The organism is Marinobacter sp. bablab_jr003 (genome assembly GCF_016464245.1).
Taxonomy (GTDB): Bacteria; Pseudomonadota; Gammaproteobacteria; order Pseudomonadales; family Oleiphilaceae; genus Marinobacter; species Marinobacter vinifirmus.
Genome location: NZ_JADARC010000120.1, coordinates 1 through 16028 on the forward strand (window position 1 = coordinate 1; position 16028 = coordinate 16028).

17 protein-coding genes and 2 tRNA genes are annotated in these 16028 nt (G+C 59.0%); 17 read left to right on the plus strand and 2 right to left on the minus strand.

Annotated features, from left to right (window positions below):
* The first annotated feature begins 405 nt into the window (after nucleotides 1–405).
* The 14 genes from aspS to nadA all read left to right on the plus strand — a co-directional run bounded on the left by aspS (nucleotide 406) and on the right by nadA (nucleotide 11609).
* Nucleotides 406–2205, plus strand: coding sequence for an aspartate--tRNA ligase (gene aspS / locus H3Z84_RS14155; RefSeq protein ID WP_094624163.1), 1800 nt, complete (start codon nucleotides 406–408; stop codon nucleotides 2203–2205).
* Between the two features lie 69 nt (nucleotides 2206–2274).
* The gene (gene ruvC, locus H3Z84_RS14160; protein ID WP_022989110.1) at nucleotides 2275–2802 is read left to right on the plus strand and encodes a crossover junction endodeoxyribonuclease RuvC; all 528 of its coding nucleotides are present in this window, start codon (nucleotides 2275–2277) and stop codon (nucleotides 2800–2802) included.
* 30 nt (nucleotides 2803–2832) lie between these two features.
* On the plus strand, nucleotides 2833–3465 hold the full coding sequence (gene ruvA / locus H3Z84_RS14165) for a Holliday junction branch migration protein RuvA (RefSeq protein WP_199457920.1): 633 nt from the start codon (nucleotides 2833–2835) through the stop codon (nucleotides 3463–3465).
* 147 nt (nucleotides 3466–3612) lie between these two features.
* The gene (gene ruvB, locus H3Z84_RS14170; protein WP_058340722.1) at nucleotides 3613–4644 is read left to right on the plus strand and encodes a Holliday junction branch migration DNA helicase RuvB; all 1032 of its coding nucleotides are present in this window, start codon (nucleotides 3613–3615) and stop codon (nucleotides 4642–4644) included.
* A complete protein-coding gene (ybgC, locus tag H3Z84_RS14175; protein ID WP_094624160.1) occupies nucleotides 4637–5059 on the plus strand; it encodes a tol-pal system-associated acyl-CoA thioesterase in 423 nt (140 codons plus the stop codon). Before ruvB ends, ybgC begins: the two co-directional genes overlap by 8 nt.
* A gap of 36 nt (nucleotides 5060–5095) precedes the next feature.
* A complete protein-coding gene (gene tolQ, locus H3Z84_RS14180; protein ID WP_022989106.1) occupies nucleotides 5096–5785 on the plus strand; it encodes a protein TolQ in 690 nt (229 codons plus the stop codon).
* A gap of 31 nt (nucleotides 5786–5816) precedes the next feature.
* Nucleotides 5817–6263 (plus strand): protein TolR, encoded by a 447-nt coding sequence (gene tolR / locus H3Z84_RS14185; protein WP_022989105.1) that lies wholly within the window; start codon nucleotides 5817–5819, stop codon nucleotides 6261–6263.
* 18 nt (nucleotides 6264–6281) lie between these two features.
* Complete coding sequence (gene tolA, locus H3Z84_RS14190; RefSeq protein ID WP_199457921.1) at nucleotides 6282–7289, plus strand: cell envelope integrity protein TolA; 1008 nt, start codon at nucleotides 6282–6284, stop codon at nucleotides 7287–7289.
* 53 nt (nucleotides 7290–7342) lie between these two features.
* Nucleotides 7343–8626: a Tol-Pal system beta propeller repeat protein TolB gene (gene tolB / locus H3Z84_RS14195; protein WP_228285882.1), complete on the plus strand. Its 1284-nt coding sequence runs from the start codon at nucleotides 7343–7345 to the stop codon at nucleotides 8624–8626.
* A gap of 59 nt (nucleotides 8627–8685) precedes the next feature.
* The gene (gene pal, locus H3Z84_RS14200; RefSeq protein ID WP_199457923.1) at nucleotides 8686–9255 is read left to right on the plus strand and encodes a peptidoglycan-associated lipoprotein Pal; all 570 of its coding nucleotides are present in this window, start codon (nucleotides 8686–8688) and stop codon (nucleotides 9253–9255) included.
* A gap of 25 nt (nucleotides 9256–9280) precedes the next feature.
* Nucleotides 9281–10027 (plus strand): tol-pal system protein YbgF, encoded by a 747-nt coding sequence (gene ybgF / locus H3Z84_RS14205; RefSeq protein ID WP_199457924.1) that lies wholly within the window; start codon nucleotides 9281–9283, stop codon nucleotides 10025–10027.
* A 112-nt stretch (nucleotides 10028–10139) separates the two neighbouring features.
* Nucleotides 10140–10215 (plus strand) — tRNA-Lys (locus tag H3Z84_RS14210).
* Nucleotides 10216–10277: 62 nt separating this feature from the next.
* Nucleotides 10278–10353, plus strand: a tRNA-Lys gene (locus H3Z84_RS14215).
* Nucleotides 10354–10547: 194 nt separating this feature from the next.
* Nucleotides 10548–11609 carry a quinolinate synthase NadA gene (gene nadA / locus H3Z84_RS14220; protein WP_199457925.1) on the plus strand — a complete coding sequence of 354 codons (1062 nt, stop codon included), beginning with the start codon at nucleotides 10548–10550 and terminating at the stop codon, nucleotides 11607–11609.
* An 18-nt stretch (nucleotides 11610–11627) separates the two neighbouring features.
* Here nadA and H3Z84_RS14225 read toward each other — a convergent pair whose 3' ends face one another.
* Nucleotides 11628–13097 carry a M48 family metalloprotease gene (locus H3Z84_RS14225; RefSeq protein WP_199457926.1) on the minus strand — a complete coding sequence of 490 codons (1470 nt, stop codon included), beginning with the start codon at nucleotides 13095–13097 and terminating at the stop codon, nucleotides 11628–11630.
* Nucleotides 13098–13253: 156 nt separating this feature from the next.
* Between H3Z84_RS14225 and H3Z84_RS14230 the strand changes: the two genes are divergently transcribed.
* The gene (locus H3Z84_RS14230; protein WP_022989098.1) at nucleotides 13254–13481 is read left to right on the plus strand and encodes a sulfurtransferase TusA family protein; all 228 of its coding nucleotides are present in this window, start codon (nucleotides 13254–13256) and stop codon (nucleotides 13479–13481) included.
* A 15-nt stretch (nucleotides 13482–13496) separates the two neighbouring features.
* On the plus strand, nucleotides 13497–14573 hold the full coding sequence (locus tag H3Z84_RS14235; RefSeq protein WP_199457927.1) for an AI-2E family transporter: 1077 nt from the start codon (nucleotides 13497–13499) through the stop codon (nucleotides 14571–14573).
* 1 nt (nucleotide 14574) lies between these two features.
* Here the strand turns inward: H3Z84_RS14235 and H3Z84_RS14240 are convergent, their stop codons facing one another.
* The gene (locus H3Z84_RS14240) at nucleotides 14575–15042 is read right to left on the minus strand and encodes a peroxiredoxin (protein ID WP_058340731.1); all 468 of its coding nucleotides are present in this window, start codon (nucleotides 15040–15042) and stop codon (nucleotides 14575–14577) included.
* Nucleotides 15043–15116: 74 nt separating this feature from the next.
* Here H3Z84_RS14240 and dapA point away from each other — a divergent pair, with 74 nt between their 5' ends.
* A complete protein-coding gene (gene dapA / locus H3Z84_RS14245) occupies nucleotides 15117–15995 on the plus strand; it encodes a 4-hydroxy-tetrahydrodipicolinate synthase (RefSeq protein WP_058340732.1) in 879 nt (292 codons plus the stop codon).
* Nucleotides 15996–16028: the final 33 nt, after the last annotated feature.

The window sequence follows — 16028 nt, forward strand, 5'->3', positions numbered from 1 at the left end:
AACGCTGGAAGCGAATCAAGGGGTTTGACCAACTGAAGCTGGTCGTGGACAACGTGCAGTTTCAGGATGGAATACAGGTGGAAGATCAATCTGGCAGGAACGCTGCCTGATGGTCATACACCAGATTTGACAATAACTCCGGTGCCTGACGCCTGATTTTCAATCCCAATATGTTTATAATGAGCGGCTTTCATTTGTGCCGGCCCAACATCTTTGAGGTCGGGAACACAATGGCGTCAGGTGGGGGAAAGGCCTTCCGAAAATTTGCGGAGCCATGGATGGCGGAGCAGAAGCGCACAGGGATGTCTCGAGCGTTTTTCGGAAGGCCTTTCCCCCACCTGATGCGGGCGCCGATCGCCCAGAATTCAAAGTCAAACGTACACATTAAACGTAACGGGAACCGATATGCGCAGTCATTATTGCGGTGGGATCAACGAATCTCACATTGATCAGGAAGTTACACTCTGCGGATGGGTACACCGCCGCCGTGACCACGGTGGGGTAATTTTCCTGGATCTGCGGGATCGGGATGGCATGTCCCAGGTGGTTGTCGACCCGGACACCCCGGAAAGCTTTGCCCTGGCAGAGAAAGTTCGCAGCGAGTTTGTGGTTAAAGTAACCGGCCGCGTGCGTCGTCGCCCGGCAGGTACCGAAAACAACAACATGCCGACCGGCCAGGTGGAGCTGCTGGGCAAGGAAGTCACCATCCTGAACGCCGCCGCCACGCCTCCGTTCCCGCTGGATGAGCATGTAGACGTTGGTGAAGACGTTCGCCTGCGCTACCGCTTTATCGACCTGCGCCGTCCTGAAATGATCAACCGCCTGCGTTTCCGTTCGCGGGTAACCAGCTACATCCGTAACTTCCTGGACAGCCGCGGCTTCATGGATGTGGAAACCCCCATCCTGACCCGTGCCACACCGGAAGGTGCCCGCGACTACCTGGTGCCGAGCCGTACCCACGAAGGCTCCTTCTTCGCGCTGCCCCAGTCTCCGCAGCTGTTCAAGCAGATGCTGATGGTGTCCGGCGTTGATCGTTACTACCAGATTGCCAAGTGCTTCCGTGACGAAGACCTGCGGGCCGATCGTCAGCCGGAATTCACCCAGGTAGACATCGAGGCCTCTTTCATTGATGAAGAGGCCCTGATGAAGCTGAACGAAGACATGATCCGTGCACTGTTCAAAGACGTGCTGGATGTCGACCTGCCGGAATTCCCGCGCATGCCGTACTCCGAGGCCATGCAGCGCTACGGCAGCGACAAGCCGGACCTGCGTATCCCGCTCGAGCTGCAAGACGTGGGCGACCTGGTTGAAAGTGTCGACTTCAAGGTGTTTGCCGGCCCCGCCAAGGACCCGAAAGGCCGCGTGGCCGCCCTGCGTGTGCCCAAAGGTGCCGAGCTGACCCGTAAGCAGATTGACGACTACACCAAGTTTGTTGGTATCTATGGCGCTAAAGGCCTGGCCTACATCAAGGTCAACGAGCTGGCCAAGGGCGCAGAAGGCCTGCAGTCTCCGATTGTTAAGTTCCTGGGTGATGACGTTGCCCTGGCTATCATGGAGCGCGTGGGCGCAGAAGACGGCGACATCGTGTTCTTCGGTGCCGACAAGGCTACCGTGGTGAACGAAGCCCTGGGTGCCCTGCGCATCAAGGTTGGCCACGACCTGAACATGCTCACCTGCGAGTGGGCTCCGATGTGGGTTGTGGACTTTCCGATGTTCGAAGAACTGCCGGACGGCGGCCTGACGGCTATCCACCACCCGTTCACCGCACCGTCCTGCAGCCCGGAAGACCTGGCCGCAGACCCGGCGAATGCATTGTCCCGTGCCTATGACATGGTTCTGAACGGTACCGAGCTGGGTGGTGGTTCCATCCGTATCCACGACGAGAAAATGCAGGAAGCCGTATTCCGCATCCTCGGCATTGGCGAGGAAGAAGCCCGCGCCAAGTTCGGCTTCCTGCTGGATGCCCTGAAGTTCGGTTGCCCGCCGCACGGTGGTCTGGCCTTTGGCCTGGATCGCCTGGTGATGCTGATGACCGGTTCTTCGTCTATCCGCGATGTCATCGCCTTCCCGAAAACCCAGAGCGCCACCTGTCTGATGACCCAGGCGCCGGGCGAGGTTGATGAAAAGCAGCTGAAAGAACTGCACATCCGCCTGCGCCGCTCTGCCAAGGCCGTTGAAGGCAACAAGGCAGAAGACAAAGAGTAAGGGCACAATGCCGGAGGTGGTGCGCCACCTCCGGCCTGGCCAAACTCTCCCACTTCCGAGGGCAGACGGATGGCAATCATCCTGGGGGTAGACCCCGGTTCCCGAATTACCGGTTATGGCATCATCCGCGTGGAAGGTCGCACCATCGAGTACATCGACAGCGGCTGCATCCGGGTGGGGGAAAAGCCCATGGCCGAGCGTCTGCAAACCATCTTCCAAAGCCTTGCGCTTCTCATTGGCGAGTATCGCCCTGAAGAATTTGCCATCGAGCAGGTGTTTATGGCCCGCAACCCGGATTCCGCCCTGAAACTGGGGCAGGCCAGGGGAGCCGCCATTGTCAGTGCTGCCAACAGTGGTCTGGCGGTACACGAGTACTCGGCCCGGCAGGTCAAGCAGGCGGTGGTGGGTACCGGTGGTGCGGACAAGTCCCAGGTGCAGCATATGGTACAGGCGCTGCTGGGGTTGTCCCGCAAGCCCCAGGCCGATGCTGCCGATGCCCTGGCTATTGCCCTTTGCCATGCCCATATGAACCAGAGTGTCATGAAGCTGGCACGGTCTGGTGGCAAGGTGCGTAGCGGGCGTGTGCGACAACAATAACCGGCTGGCAACAGCTACAGGAGTCCTGCTTTGATTGGTCGTATTCGAGGAATATTGCTGGAGAAGGCGCCGGGGCACGTTCTGGTGGAATGCTCCGGCCTGGGTTACGAAATCGACATTCCCTACACCACGTTTTTTCATCTTCCGGATGCGGGCCAGGAAGTCACCCTGCACACCCATTTTGCGGTGCGGGAAGATGCCCAGAGCCTGTTCGGCTTTGCCTCACGGCTCGACCGTGATTTGTTCCGCCTGCTGATCAAGGTTAACGGTGTAGGCCCCAAGCTGGCGGTAGGCATACTCTCTGGCCTGGATGCGCAGCAGTTTATCCGCTGCGTGGAAGTGAAAGACGTCAACGCCCTGGTGAAACTGCCCGGTGTCGGCAAAAAGACTGCAGAGCGACTGCTGATCGAGGTGGCGGACCGTATCGGCCAGCTGGAAGGGCAGTTTGTGCCGACGATGCCGGACACCCCGGCTGCATCAGGTGGCCCAGGCAACCACTCGCCAACAGGCCCGGACCCGCGGGACGAAGCAGAAGCGGCCCTGATTGCCCTGGGCTACAAACCCCAGGAAGCGGCAAAGGCCATCAGCAAGGTAGCCGAGCCGGAGATGACCAGCGAAATGCTGATCCGGCTTGCCCTGAAGAACATGATACCGGCCGGGTGATGTCCCGGCTTTTTTGTGTCGCTCCATGACACTATTGTGTAGAGAGCGTAACGTGACTCGAACCAAGCCCTTTGTACAATTGGTGCAACCTGGAATTCAGGGGCAACCAATGGGCACGTTGTTTATTCCCAGCAAGCGGATAATGCCATGATTGAATCGGACCGACTGATATCGGCGACAGCCGGAGACTACGAAGAAGTGCAGGACCGGGCCATCCGGCCTACGCTGCTATCCGAGTATGTTGGCCAGCCCAGTGTCCGTGAACAGATGGAGATCTTCATTTCTGCCGCCCGTGCCCGGCAGGAAGCCCTGGACCACGTGTTGATCTTCGGCCCGCCGGGGCTGGGTAAAACCACGCTGGCCAACATCATTGCCAACGAGATGGGGGTGTCTATCAAGACCACCTCCGGACCGGTGCTCGAGAAAGCCGGCGACCTGGCCGCCATGCTCACCAACCTGGAAGAAGGCGATGTCCTGTTTATCGACGAGATTCATCGCCTGAGCGCTGCGGTTGAAGAAGTGCTGTATCCGGCCATGGAAGACTACCAGCTGGATATTATGATCGGAGAAGGGCCGGCCGCCCGCTCCATCAAGCTGGACTTGCCACCGTTCACGCTGGTGGGTGCCACCACCCGTGCCGGCCTGCTGACTTCGCCGTTGCGGGATCGCTTTGGCATTGTGCAGCGGCTTGAGTTCTATAACACCCAGGACCTTACCCACATCATCATCCGTTCGGCCCGCCTGTCGTCAGTGAAAATTGATGAGTCCGGTGCCTTCGAGATTGCCCGCCGCTCCCGGGGCACACCACGGATTGCCAACCGGCTGCTGCGCCGGGTGCGGGACTTCGCGGAAGTGCGTTCAGACGGTCATATCACCGCCGATATCGCCGACCAGGCCCTGAATATGCTGAAAGTAGACAGCCAGGGCTTTGATCACATGGACCGCCGCCTGTTACTGGCGATGATCGAAAAGTTTGATGGTGGGCCGGTGGGCGTAGAGAGCCTGGCGGCAGCAATCAGCGAGGAGCGGGGCACCATCGAGGATGTGCTGGAACCGTTCCTGATCCAGCAAGGCTACATGGTGCGCACCCCCCGGGGGCGTATGGTGACCTCCAACGCCTACCAGCATTTCGGTGTGGTGCCGCCGAAATCCGGTAGGGAGGAAGATCGTTTTGACTGAGAACAGCCCGAATATCTTCGAACTACCTATCAGGGTGTATATAGAAGATACGGATGCCGGTGGTATTGTTTTCCACGCCAAGTACCTGCACTACATGGAGCGGGCACGAACCGAATGGGTTCGCAGCCGGGGTGTGGGCCTTCGGGCTGGCCTTGAGGACAACATCAGCTACGTAGTGCAGCGCATGAACATCCATTACCGGACGCCGGCAAAGCTGGATGACCAGCTGCTGGTTACTGCCGAGCCGGTGGCATCGTCCCGGGTATGGATGAGCTTTCGCCAGCAGGTACTGAAGGCGGAGAGCCGGGAGTTATTGTGTGAGGCAGAAGTGCGGGTGGCGTGCATTGCACTGGATACCGGGAAGCCCCGCCGCTTGCCGGAAAACATGTTGGAGATTCTTAAGAACTCCGCGTAACGAATTGAAAAATATAAACTTGGTCGGGAGTAGATAGTGGAAGCGGAACTTTCAGTCTGGCATCTGATTGCGAACGCCGGGGTACTGGTGCAACTGGTTATGTTGCTGCTGGTGGCAGCCTCGGTTATGTCCTGGGCTTTAATCTTTCAGCGCCTGCAGGTGTTTCGCAAGGCCAAGCGTGCGCAGCTGGCCTTTGAAGAAAGGTTCTGGTCTGGCATGGACCTGGGCCAGCTGTACAAGGAAGTAAGCTCAGACCCCACGCCGTACTCCGGCATGGAGGCGGTGTTCCGGTCCGGTTTCAAGGAATTTTCCCGCCTGCGCCAGCAAAGCCGGGACGCAGATGCGGTCATGGAAGGTGCCCAGCGCGCCATGCGGGTGGCCTTCTCCCGGGAGCAGGAGCGGCTCGAAACCCATTTGCCGTTCCTGGCTACGGTGGGTTCCACCAGTCCCTACGTGGGCCTGTTCGGTACCGTTTGGGGCATCATGAACTCCTTCCGGGGCCTGGCGCAGGTTCAGCAGGCAACCCTGGCTACGGTTGCGCCGGGCATTTCCGAAGCTCTGATCGCCACCGCCATGGGTCTTTTTGCCGCGATTCCGGCGGTTATTGCCTACAACCGGTTCGCAGCTATGTCTGATGCCTTGCTGAAGAACTACGAGACCTTCGCGGAGGAATTCTCCAGCATCCTGCATCGCCGGGTTCACAACAACGACCAGGCCGCAGGCTGATGGCTGACACCGGGCAAAGGGGAGAAGCGGTATGAAAGGCATGGGAATGATGCCCCAGCAGCGGCGCAGGCCGATGTCGGAAATCAACGTGGTGCCCTACATTGACGTAATGCTGGTGCTGCTGGTGATCTTTATGGTGACGGCGCCGATGCTCACCCAGGGGGTGAAGGTGGATTTGCCGGAGACCACGTCTGACCCGATCCAGCAGGACAAAGACGTGGAATCCATTACCGTGTCGGTGGATGCCAATGGCGCCTATTACCTGGAAGTGGGTGATCGTGGCGGCGATCCGATGTCGCTGGACGAAGTGACCGACCAGGTGGCGAAGATTCTTTCCCAGCGGGCCAACAGTGAAATCATGGTACGCGGGGACGAGTTTGTGGATTACGGTGTTGTGGTGCGCCTGATGGCGGCACTGCAGGCGGCCGGCGCCAGTGGCGTTGGACTTATCACAGACATGCCCGACACTAACCCGTAACAAGGTGGCGAACGAGTTGTGACAGGTCACGAACGGGAAACGATCAGTACCGATACGCCACCGTGGAAGTCGCCGGTTGTGTTATCGGTGGTGCTGCATGTGTTGCTTCTGGTGATTGCCCTGGCAGGCTGGTCGTGGACCAATCCTGTACAGGAACCGGAGCCCCGCAGTATCTCGGCAAGGCTGGTAAGCCCCGAGCCCAAACCCAGCCCGGTGGTCGACGAGCAGGATCAGCGAGACAAGGAAGAAGAGCGTCGCCTGCAGGAAGAGAAAGAGCGGCAGCAAGCGGAAGCCGAGCGCAAGCGGCAACAGGAAGAAGCCAGGCGCAAAGAGGCCGAAGAGCAGGCTCGCAAGCGAGAGCAGGAGCGCAAACAGCAGGAGGCGAAAGCCCGGGAGCTGGCCGAGCAACAGGCTCGCGAGAAAGAAGCCGCCCGCCAGAAAGCGGAAGCCGAGGCAAAGCAGCGTGCTCGCCAGAAAGCCGAGCAGGAACAGCGTGCCCGCGAAGAGGCTAAGCGTAAGGCGGAAGAAGAGCAGCGCCGCCGTGAGGAGGCCGAACGCCAGCGCCAGGAACAGCAAGCCCGGGAAGAGGCAGAGCGCAAACGCAAAGAAGCCGAGCGCCGCCTGAAAGAACAGCAGCTGGAAGCACTGGCTGAGCAGGCGCGGCAGGAACGTGAGGCAGAAGCACGGCGCCAGCAGGAGGCAGCAGCGGCACGAGCCCGGGAAGCCCGGATGCTCAGTGACAGCGAAAAGTACCAGGCCCTGATTCGGGACCGTCTGAGCCAGGCCTGGTATCCGCCGTCTTCCGCCACAGAGAACATGGTGGCCAGGCTGCAGATCACCCTGTTGCCGACCGGGGAACTCGCCAATGTGCGGCTGGTCAGCAGTAGTGGTAATACAGCATTCGATAACTCGGCGCTGGGTGCGGCCCGCTCGCTTAACCGCTACCCGGTACCGGACGACAGGGATACTTTCGAGCGGTACTTCCGCCAGTTTACGATTGAATTCAATCCGCAACGCCTGCGGTGAGGCCAGGGACTGATATGACACAAAAAACGAGTTGCCATAAAACAACCGTGAAAATGCTCCTGACCGGCTGGCTGGCAGCGATGATGCTGTCGGCAGGTAACGCCAGCGCCGAGCTGCTGATCCGGATAACCGAAGGGGCGAACTCGGCCATTCCGGTGTCGGTTGTGCCGTTTGCCGAAAGCGGCGCCATGCCGCCGGGCGACAAGGTGAGCAGTATCGTACAGGGCGACCTCACCATGAGCGGTGAGTTCCGCACGCTTGAACCCTCGAAAATGCTGAGCCTGCCATCGAAGGGTTCGGATGTGTACTTCCGGGACTGGCGCATGCTCGGCCAGCGCTATGTGCTGGTAGGCGAACTGACCCGCAGTGGCGACAGGGTTCAGGCCCGCTATGAACTGTTTGATGTAAACCAGGAGAAGCGGATCCTGGGTGAGACCGCAGCTGCCGGTGTTGGCAGCGTCCGCACCCTGGCGCATCACATCAGCGACCGCATTTACGAAGCCATTACCGGAGAGCCGGGCGTGTTCTCCACCAAGCTCGCCTATGTGACGGTGAGCGGTGAGGACGACCAGATGCGTTACCGGCTCCAGGTCAGTGACGTGGACGGCAAGCGGGCAAAAATCCGGCTGGAAAGCCGTGAGCCGATTCTGTCCCCGGCCTGGTCGCCGGACGGCAAGAAGCTGGCCTATGTGTCGTTCGAAACTGGCAAGCCAGCCATCTACGTGCACGAGCTGTCTTCCGGACAGCGGGACAAGGTAGCGGATTTCTCCGGCCTGAACTCGGCCCCGGCCTGGTCGGAAGACGGCAAGTCCCTGTTGATGACCCTGTCCCGTGACGGCAATGCGGAAATCTACCAGATGGACCTGGCCAGCCGGAAAACCACCAAGCTGACCAACCACTGGGCCATCGACACCGAGCCGGCCTGGGACTATGCCAACAAGGGCATTTACTTTACCTCGGACCGTTCCGGTGGCCCGCAGATCTACTTCATGGAGCGCCCGGGTGCCGAGCCGCGCCGGATCACCTTCGGCAGTCGTTACAACGCACGGCCTCGGCCGGATAACAAGGGTGAGTACGTGTATTACGTGCACCAGCGGGACCGGGCATTCCACATTGCCCGCACCAACCTGAAAACCGGTGATGAAAGCATTATCACCCGCACCGAATCGGATGAATCACCCAGTGTGTCGCCCAATGGCCGACTGCTGATCTATGCCACCGGCCAGAACGGAGCCAGCGTGTTGACCGTTGTTTCTGCCGACGGCGGTGCGGCCTACAGCCTGCCTGCGGCCGATGGCGATGTAAGAGAACCGGCCTGGGGGCCGATCACCCGCTGAGGCTGTTAGCGCGGGCAGAAAAACTGATTTAAGCAAACTCAAAAAGAGGGAAAGGAAGTATGAAACTGTCATTCTCAACAAAAGTGTTCGCTATGGTACTTTCTGCCGGACTGGTAGCAGGCTGTAGCTCCACCGGCGAAAACATGGAAGACGAAGCCTACGGTTCTGACGTCCAGGCTGTCGGCGGTGATGACGGCTCTACGGTATATGGTGGCGACGATGGCGATGGCGTTTCCTCCGGTGTTCTGAGCGACGAAGAGCGCCAGGCTGCCCGTGAGCAGGCCGAGCAGCAGGCCCTGCGTGATATCACAACCTTCTACTTCGATTTCGATACTTCCGAAATCAAGCAGGAAGCCCGTGACGTGCTGGTTGCCCACGCCCGCTACCTGGCCGACAATCCGCGCCAGCAGGTTCGCCTGGAAGGCCACGCCGATGACCGCGGTACCAAGGAGTACAACCTGGCCCTTGGTGAGCGCCGTGCCAATGCTATCCAGCGTTTCCTGATTGTGAACGGGGCTTCCCGTGGCCAGATGGAAACCGTAAGCTACGGAGAAGAGAAGCCGGCTGTACGTGGCACTTCCGACAGCGCCCGGGCGCAGAACCGTCGCGTAGAGTTGATTTTCCAGTAAACCTTCTGATTAACCGGACGGGCCCATGAGAAAACAGCTCATGGCGACCGTGCTGATCCCGCTGGGCCTTGGCCTGGCGGGAGTCGTTCACGCACAGTCGTCGAATGTCTCCTCCCAGAGCAGTGCCGAACTGTTCTATATGATCCAGCAGTTGCAGGGCGATGTTCGCCGCCTGCAGGGCCGGGTTGAAGAGCAGCAGCATGAAATTAACCGGTTGCAACAGCAGGGCCGGGATCGGTACGTCGACCTGGACCAGCGTATCCTGGATCTCTCCAAGGCGATCGAAGCGCGTCCGGAGCCTGCTGCCGCAAGTTCCGGCGGGGCCTCGGACGCTTCAGGGGGCAGTGGCTCGCAGCCGGTACAGCCGGTGAAGGTTTACCGGTCTCCGGAAGCGGACGAGAAACAGGCCTACGACGAGATCATCAGCCTGATCCGTAACGACAAAGATTACGACGCCGCCATTTCCCGGCTGTATGACTTTGTCGACAAGTATCCCGAAGGCGACCTTACCGTGAATGCCTATTACTGGCTCGGTGAGGTTTATCTGGCAAAGCCGCAGCCCGAGCAGGCCAAGCAGGCGTTCACGATTGTGGCAACCCGCTACAGTGATCACCGCAAAGCGCCAGATGCGGTCTACAAGCTGGGTGTCGCGCTGGATCGGCTGGGCGAGAAAGACGAAGCCGTGCGCCGGATGCAGAGCGTGGTCGATCGTTATCCGCAATCGTCTGCCGCAGACCTGGCTAAAAAATACCTGGACAGTGCAGGAAGTTGATCGCACATTGAACGATCCGGTTGTCCGGTGATCAGTCAGGAAAAAAATATAAAGATTCCCGAAAAAAGGGGTTGATCACCAAAAAAAATTCAGTAATATGTGCGCCTCGTTTGGGTCGTTAGCTCAGTTGGTAGAGCAGTTGGCTTTTAACCAATTGGTCGAAGGTTCGAATCCTTCACGACCCACCAAACACAGAATGCCCGAAACCAACGCGGGTGTTCGCCGGATGAAAGGCCGGCAAAACAGTTACGGGTCGTTAGCTCAGTTGGTAGAGCAGTTGGCTTTTAACCAATTGGTCGAAGGTTCGAATCCTTCACGACCCACCAACAAACCGGAGTGCCTCAGGGCGATTCGGTTGAAAAAAAGAGCCTTCGGGCTCTTTTTTTTTGCCTGTCGGGCCACCATCTTTCAATCAGCCCCGGCAGCCACTCAGGGCTTTATCACGGGTATATTGCAGGCCGATGAAATGCGGTGGGGAAGTGATATACTCTGGCGGTAAACGTATTTCAGAGATCCAGCGATGACACGAGCGCAAGACCGTATCCTTGTTCAGGAACACCTGGCCCACCAGGCCGAGCCCAAGCCTTTGAGCGACAGTGAAAAGGCCGACCTCGAGGCGCGCATCAAAGATGCCCTCAAGGCGAAGGATGCCGTGCTGGTTGCGCATTACTACACAGACCCGGACATCCAGCGACTGGCTGAGGAAACCGGCGGCTGTGTGGCAGACTCGCTGGAAATGGCCCGCTTTGGCAATCAGCATCCCGCGTCTACGGTTGTGGTGGCAGGCGTCCGCTTCATGGGCGAGACCGCCAAGATCCTTAACCCGGAAAAGCGTGTGCTTATGCCCACCCTGGAGGCGACCTGCTCGCTGGATGTGGGCTGCCCGGCGGACGAGTTCTCCGAGTTCTGCGACCAGCATCCGGACCGGACCGTGGTGGTCTACGCCAATACTTCGGCGGCCGTGAAGGCGAGGGCAGACTGGGTGGTTACCTCCAGCTGTGCCCAGGCTATTGTTGAGCACCTGGATGCCCGGGGCGAGAAAATCCTGTGGGCGCCAGACAAACACCTTGGCCACTACGTGCAGAAGACTACGGGCGCCGATGTGCTGCTGTGGGACGGCTCCTGCATTGTGCACGAGGAATTCAAGTTCCGCGGCCTGGAAGACCTCAAGGCCCTGTACCCGGATGCCGCCGTGCTGGTGCACCCGGAATCACCGGATGCCGTGGTGCAGATGGCGGATGTGGTGGGTTCAACGTCCCAGCTGATTCACGCGGTGCAGACCCTGCCGAATGAAGAGTTCATTGTCGCCACCGACAACGGTATCTTCTACAAGATGCAGCAGCTGGCGCCGAACAAGACTTTGATTGAAGCTCCGACTGCCGGAAACGGTGCTACCTGCCGCAGCTGTGCCCATTGCCCCTGGATGGCCATGAACGGGCTCGAGAACCTGCTGCATGTCCTGGAAACCGGTGACCAGGAAGTGCTGGTAGACGATGCATTGCGTGAGGATGCCTTGCGCCCCCTGCGCCGTATGCTGGATTTTACTGCCAATATGAACCTGAAGGCCGCAGGCAACGCCTGATTTCAGCCTTGCCCGTCCTTACTGGCGGGCCTCCTGAAGGCGGCTGGCAATTTCGCCCAGACGCTGGTTGATCACCTGCCGTTCGGTAGACCCGGCCGGCAGCAGTTCCTGGGCCTGGCGCAACTGGCGCTGGGCCGCACGCCAGTCTCCCATCAATACCTCATACTCTGCCCGTGCCCGATGCACGCCCACAATATTGCGGGCCATACCTTCCGCTTCTGCCAGTCGCAGCCAGACCTGTTCCTGGTGCGGATATTGTCGGCTCATATCCCTGAGTACAGACGCTGCTGCAGAGCCGTTACCGTCACCGATTTCGGCGCTGGCCAGCATCATGCTGATCGGGTAGTTGCCCGGATTGCGTGACAGCGCACCCTGCAACAGGTTCCTGGCCTCGGCAAAGCGCTGCTGGCTGATTTGTGTTTCGGCCAGGGAGACCTGAAACGTGATGCGCCCCGGATTGTCTTCCAGCAGCTCCCTCAGGATGTTTTCTGCCTTCTGGTACTGCCTGGCTTCGTGATAGGCCACGGCCAGGCCATAGCGGATAGCATCGTTGCGCTGGGCGTCGTCCCGGTTCAGGTAGGCCTCGAAGGTTTCGATCGCAATCTCCGGGGATTGGGCGTAGTGCACCTGCAGCCGGCTGCGCACAAGGTGGTATTCCTGGCCATCCCGCACTCGTTCGTCAGGGTATTGCTCGGCCCGGTTGCGGGTGTCGGCTACCCGGCTCTGGGTGAGCGGGTGCGTGGAAAGGTATTCCGGCAGCCGGTTACCTTGCAGACGGTTCTGGCGCATCATGATCTCGAACATTTCCGGCATGCCCCGCGGATCCATGCCGGCGCTGGCCAGGATGTCCAGGCCCACACGGTCAGCTTCCTGTTCGTGGGATCGGCTGTAGGCCAGCATGTTCTGCATGGAGATGGCCTGGGTGCCGGCAATGGCGGCGATGCCGATGTCTGACTGGGTCACTGCCGATAACACAATGCCGGCAATCATGCCGGCGAGGGTCAGCGGTGCGCTGGTTTCCTGCTGCTGCATGCGCCGGGCAAAGTGACGCTGGCTCAGGTGCGCCAGTTCGTGGGCGAGTACCGAAGCAAACTGCTGCTCGGTGGCGGCGTTCAAAAACAGGCCGCCATTCACGCCAACGATACCGCCGGGCACGGCAAAGGCGTTCAGGGCAGGGCTGTCGATCAGTACCAGGCTGAGATTGCGATCATCCAGCGGAGCCGAGGGCACCAGCCGGTAAATCATTGAACTGAGATAGTCGTAAACCAGCGGGTCCTGGATCTGCGGGGCCGAGCGCCGGATGGAGGTCATCACCTGCTGGCCGATGTCGGCCTCCTGCTGGCCGGAAATCAGGCCACCGCTGCCGCCAATGCTGGGCAGTGTGGAGTTGTCGGCGGTCAGCGCAGCCGGTGTGGCCAGCAGGCTGGCGGCCAGGGTCAGGGCCAGGCTTGAACGCGATCTGCTTCGGCGATTTTTGGAGTGCGTCATGGATTCCGATACTGCCCCGGTTTCAGATGGCCGTTAGACCAGTGGTGCCCTTCGAAGTTCTGGTTTGGATTACCAACTCTTGAGGTGCAATAGGGTAACACCACCGGCATAATGCGTGCCTGAATACTGACTGAATGTTAATGGTAACTTTTTCTTATGGCTGACCGAAGTCTGGACGCAAGCGGCCTGCGCTGCCCGATGCCGTTACTGAAGACCAAGCTTGAGCTCAACAGCATGTCGCCGGGTGAGCAGCTGGAAGTGCTGGCTACCGATGCCGGCTCTAACCGGGACATTCCCGCCTATGTTGCCATGTCGCCCCACCGGCTTGTCAGCCAATCGGAGAGTAATGGCGTCTATCGTTTCATGATAGAGTGCGGCGGTTAATTTCCGGAGATTTTCATGGTCAGAATTTTACGGGGCCTGGCCCACAAGTATTTCTCGGACGAAGAAGCGGTCATCCTTTTTTTGCTGCTGGTGACAGGAACAATTTTCGTCATCTGGTTCGGTGCCATGCTGGCGCCGGCCATTGCATCACTGATCGTCGCTTTTATCCTGCAAGGGCTGGTGTCCAAGCTGAATCGCATGGGGGTTCCCCAGACGGTTGCGGTTATTTCGGTGTTCCTGATGTTTATGGGTGTGCTGATCGGGTTTATCTTCGGCCTGCTGCCGCTTATCTGGACGCAGGTGAGCACCCTGGCCGGCGAAGCGCCCCGGATTATCCGCGAGCTGCAGTCGTATCTTTCACTGTTGCCGCAGGAATATCCCCATCTGGTCTCCGAAGAGGCGGTGAACCTGATCTACGCGGAAATCTCTGCGGAAGTAGGGCACGCAACCCAGTGGCTGGTGTCTTTCTCGCTTTCCAGTATTCCGGACCTGGTGGCCCTGCTGATTTATATGGTGCTGGTGCCGATCCTGGTGTTTTTCTTCCTGAAAGACCGGGAGCTCATCGTCAATTCCATTGGCCGCCTGCTGCCGCCGCAACGCCCGATGATGGTTCGTATCTGGCACGAAGTTAACCTGCAATGTGCCAACTATGTGCGCGGTAAAGCCGTGGAAATCCTGATCGTTGGCGGGACCACCTACGTGGCGTTCAAGTTGCTGGGCATGCCCTATGCTGCGCTGCTCTCTTTGCTGGTGGGGCTGAGCGTGGTGATTCCCTATATCGGTGCCGCCGTGGTGACCGTGCCGGTCGCCGTGATCGGCTTGTTCGCCTTTGGCTGGAGCAGCCAGTTTATCTGGATCATGGTGGTTTACGGCATTATCCAGGCGTTGGATGGCAACGTGCTTGTTCCGGTACTGTTTTCAGAGGTTAACAACCTGCACCCGGTGGCCATTATCGTGGCGGTACTGTTCTTCGGAGGTATCTGGGGCTTGTGGGGTGTGTTCTTTGCGATTCCGCTGGCAACCATGCTGAAAGCCGTGTTTGCCGCGTGGCCGGTGCAGGAAGACATACCCGCACCGGCACAGGAAACCTGATTCAGAGCGCCTTGACGGCCTCGAGCACTTCGTCAACGTGGCCGGGTACTTTTACGCCCCGCCACTCCTGGCGCAGCACACCTTTCTTGTCGAACAGGAAGGTGCTGCGTTCGATGCCAAGATGCTCCTTGCCATAGAGCTTTTTCAGTTTGATGACGTCAAACAGCTTGCACAGGGTTTCATCTTTGTCTGAGATCAGGTGAAAGGGGAAATCGTATTTCGCCCGAAAGTTCTCGTGAGCCTTCAGGCCATCCCGGGAAACACCAAAGATTTCGGTGTCCAGCTCCGCGAACTGTGACATGCGATCGCGGAAGTCCTGGCCCTCGGTGGTGCAGCCGGGTGTATTGTCTTTCGGGTAGAAATAGATAACGATGTTTTTGCCCCTGAGGTCGGCCGGCCGGATGACCTGTTCACCGGTGGCCTCGGCTTCAAAATCAGGGATGGGTTGGTTCAATGCTACAGATGACATGAGTTCTCCTTGAATTCCCTTGTGTCGTTACGAGCCCAACATTACCATATCGGTTTTATTCGGACGGAGCTTTTATGATTACGGGTAGCCTTGTCGCACTGGTCACGCCCATGCATCCAGACGGTGAGATTCACTGGGAGGATCTGGACAAACTGGTCGACTTTCATATCGAAAACGGCACTCACGGCATTGTGGCTGTCGGCACCACCGGCGAATCCGCAACCCTGGACCCGAAAGAGCATTGTCGGGTTATCGGGCATATCATAAAACGGGTGGCCGGCCGGATTCCTGTGATTGCCGGTACCGGTGGTAATAGTACGCGCGAAGCGATCGAACTGACCACTGAAGCCCATAAACTGGGTGCCGATGCCTGTCTGCTTGTGGTGCCTTACTACAACAAGCCGACCCAAGAAGGCCTGTACCAGCACTTCAAGACCATCGCCGAAGCTGTACCGGGCATGAACCAGATTCTGTACAACGTGCCGGGGCGTACCGCCTGTGACATGTTGAACGAGACCGTTGAGCGCCTGGCTGATATTCCCAATATTGTCGGTATTAAAGACGCCACCGGTAACATTCCCCGCGGCAGCGAACTGATCGAGGCCGTTAAAGGCCGCCTGGCGGTTTACTCCGGTGACGACGCCACAGCCGCAGACCTGATGCTGGCCGGCGCCAAGGGTAACGTTTCGGTAACCGCGAACGTGGCTCCGAAAGCCATGTCCCAGCTGTGTGAAGCGGCGGTTGCCGGTGATCAGGGCGAAACCGCTCGCCTTAACGAGCTGCTGATGCCGCTGAACCGCAAGCTGTTCCTGGAAGCCAATCCGATTCCGGTGAAATGGGCCTTGCAGCGCATGGGCATGATTGGTGAAGGCATCCGATTGCCGCTGACACCGCTCAGCGAGAAGTTCCACGGCGAGGTGGAAGACGCCCTCAGAGCCGCTGGTGTTCTCTGAAGCCGTAAGAACCACCCGCTAACCGGAGTTGCC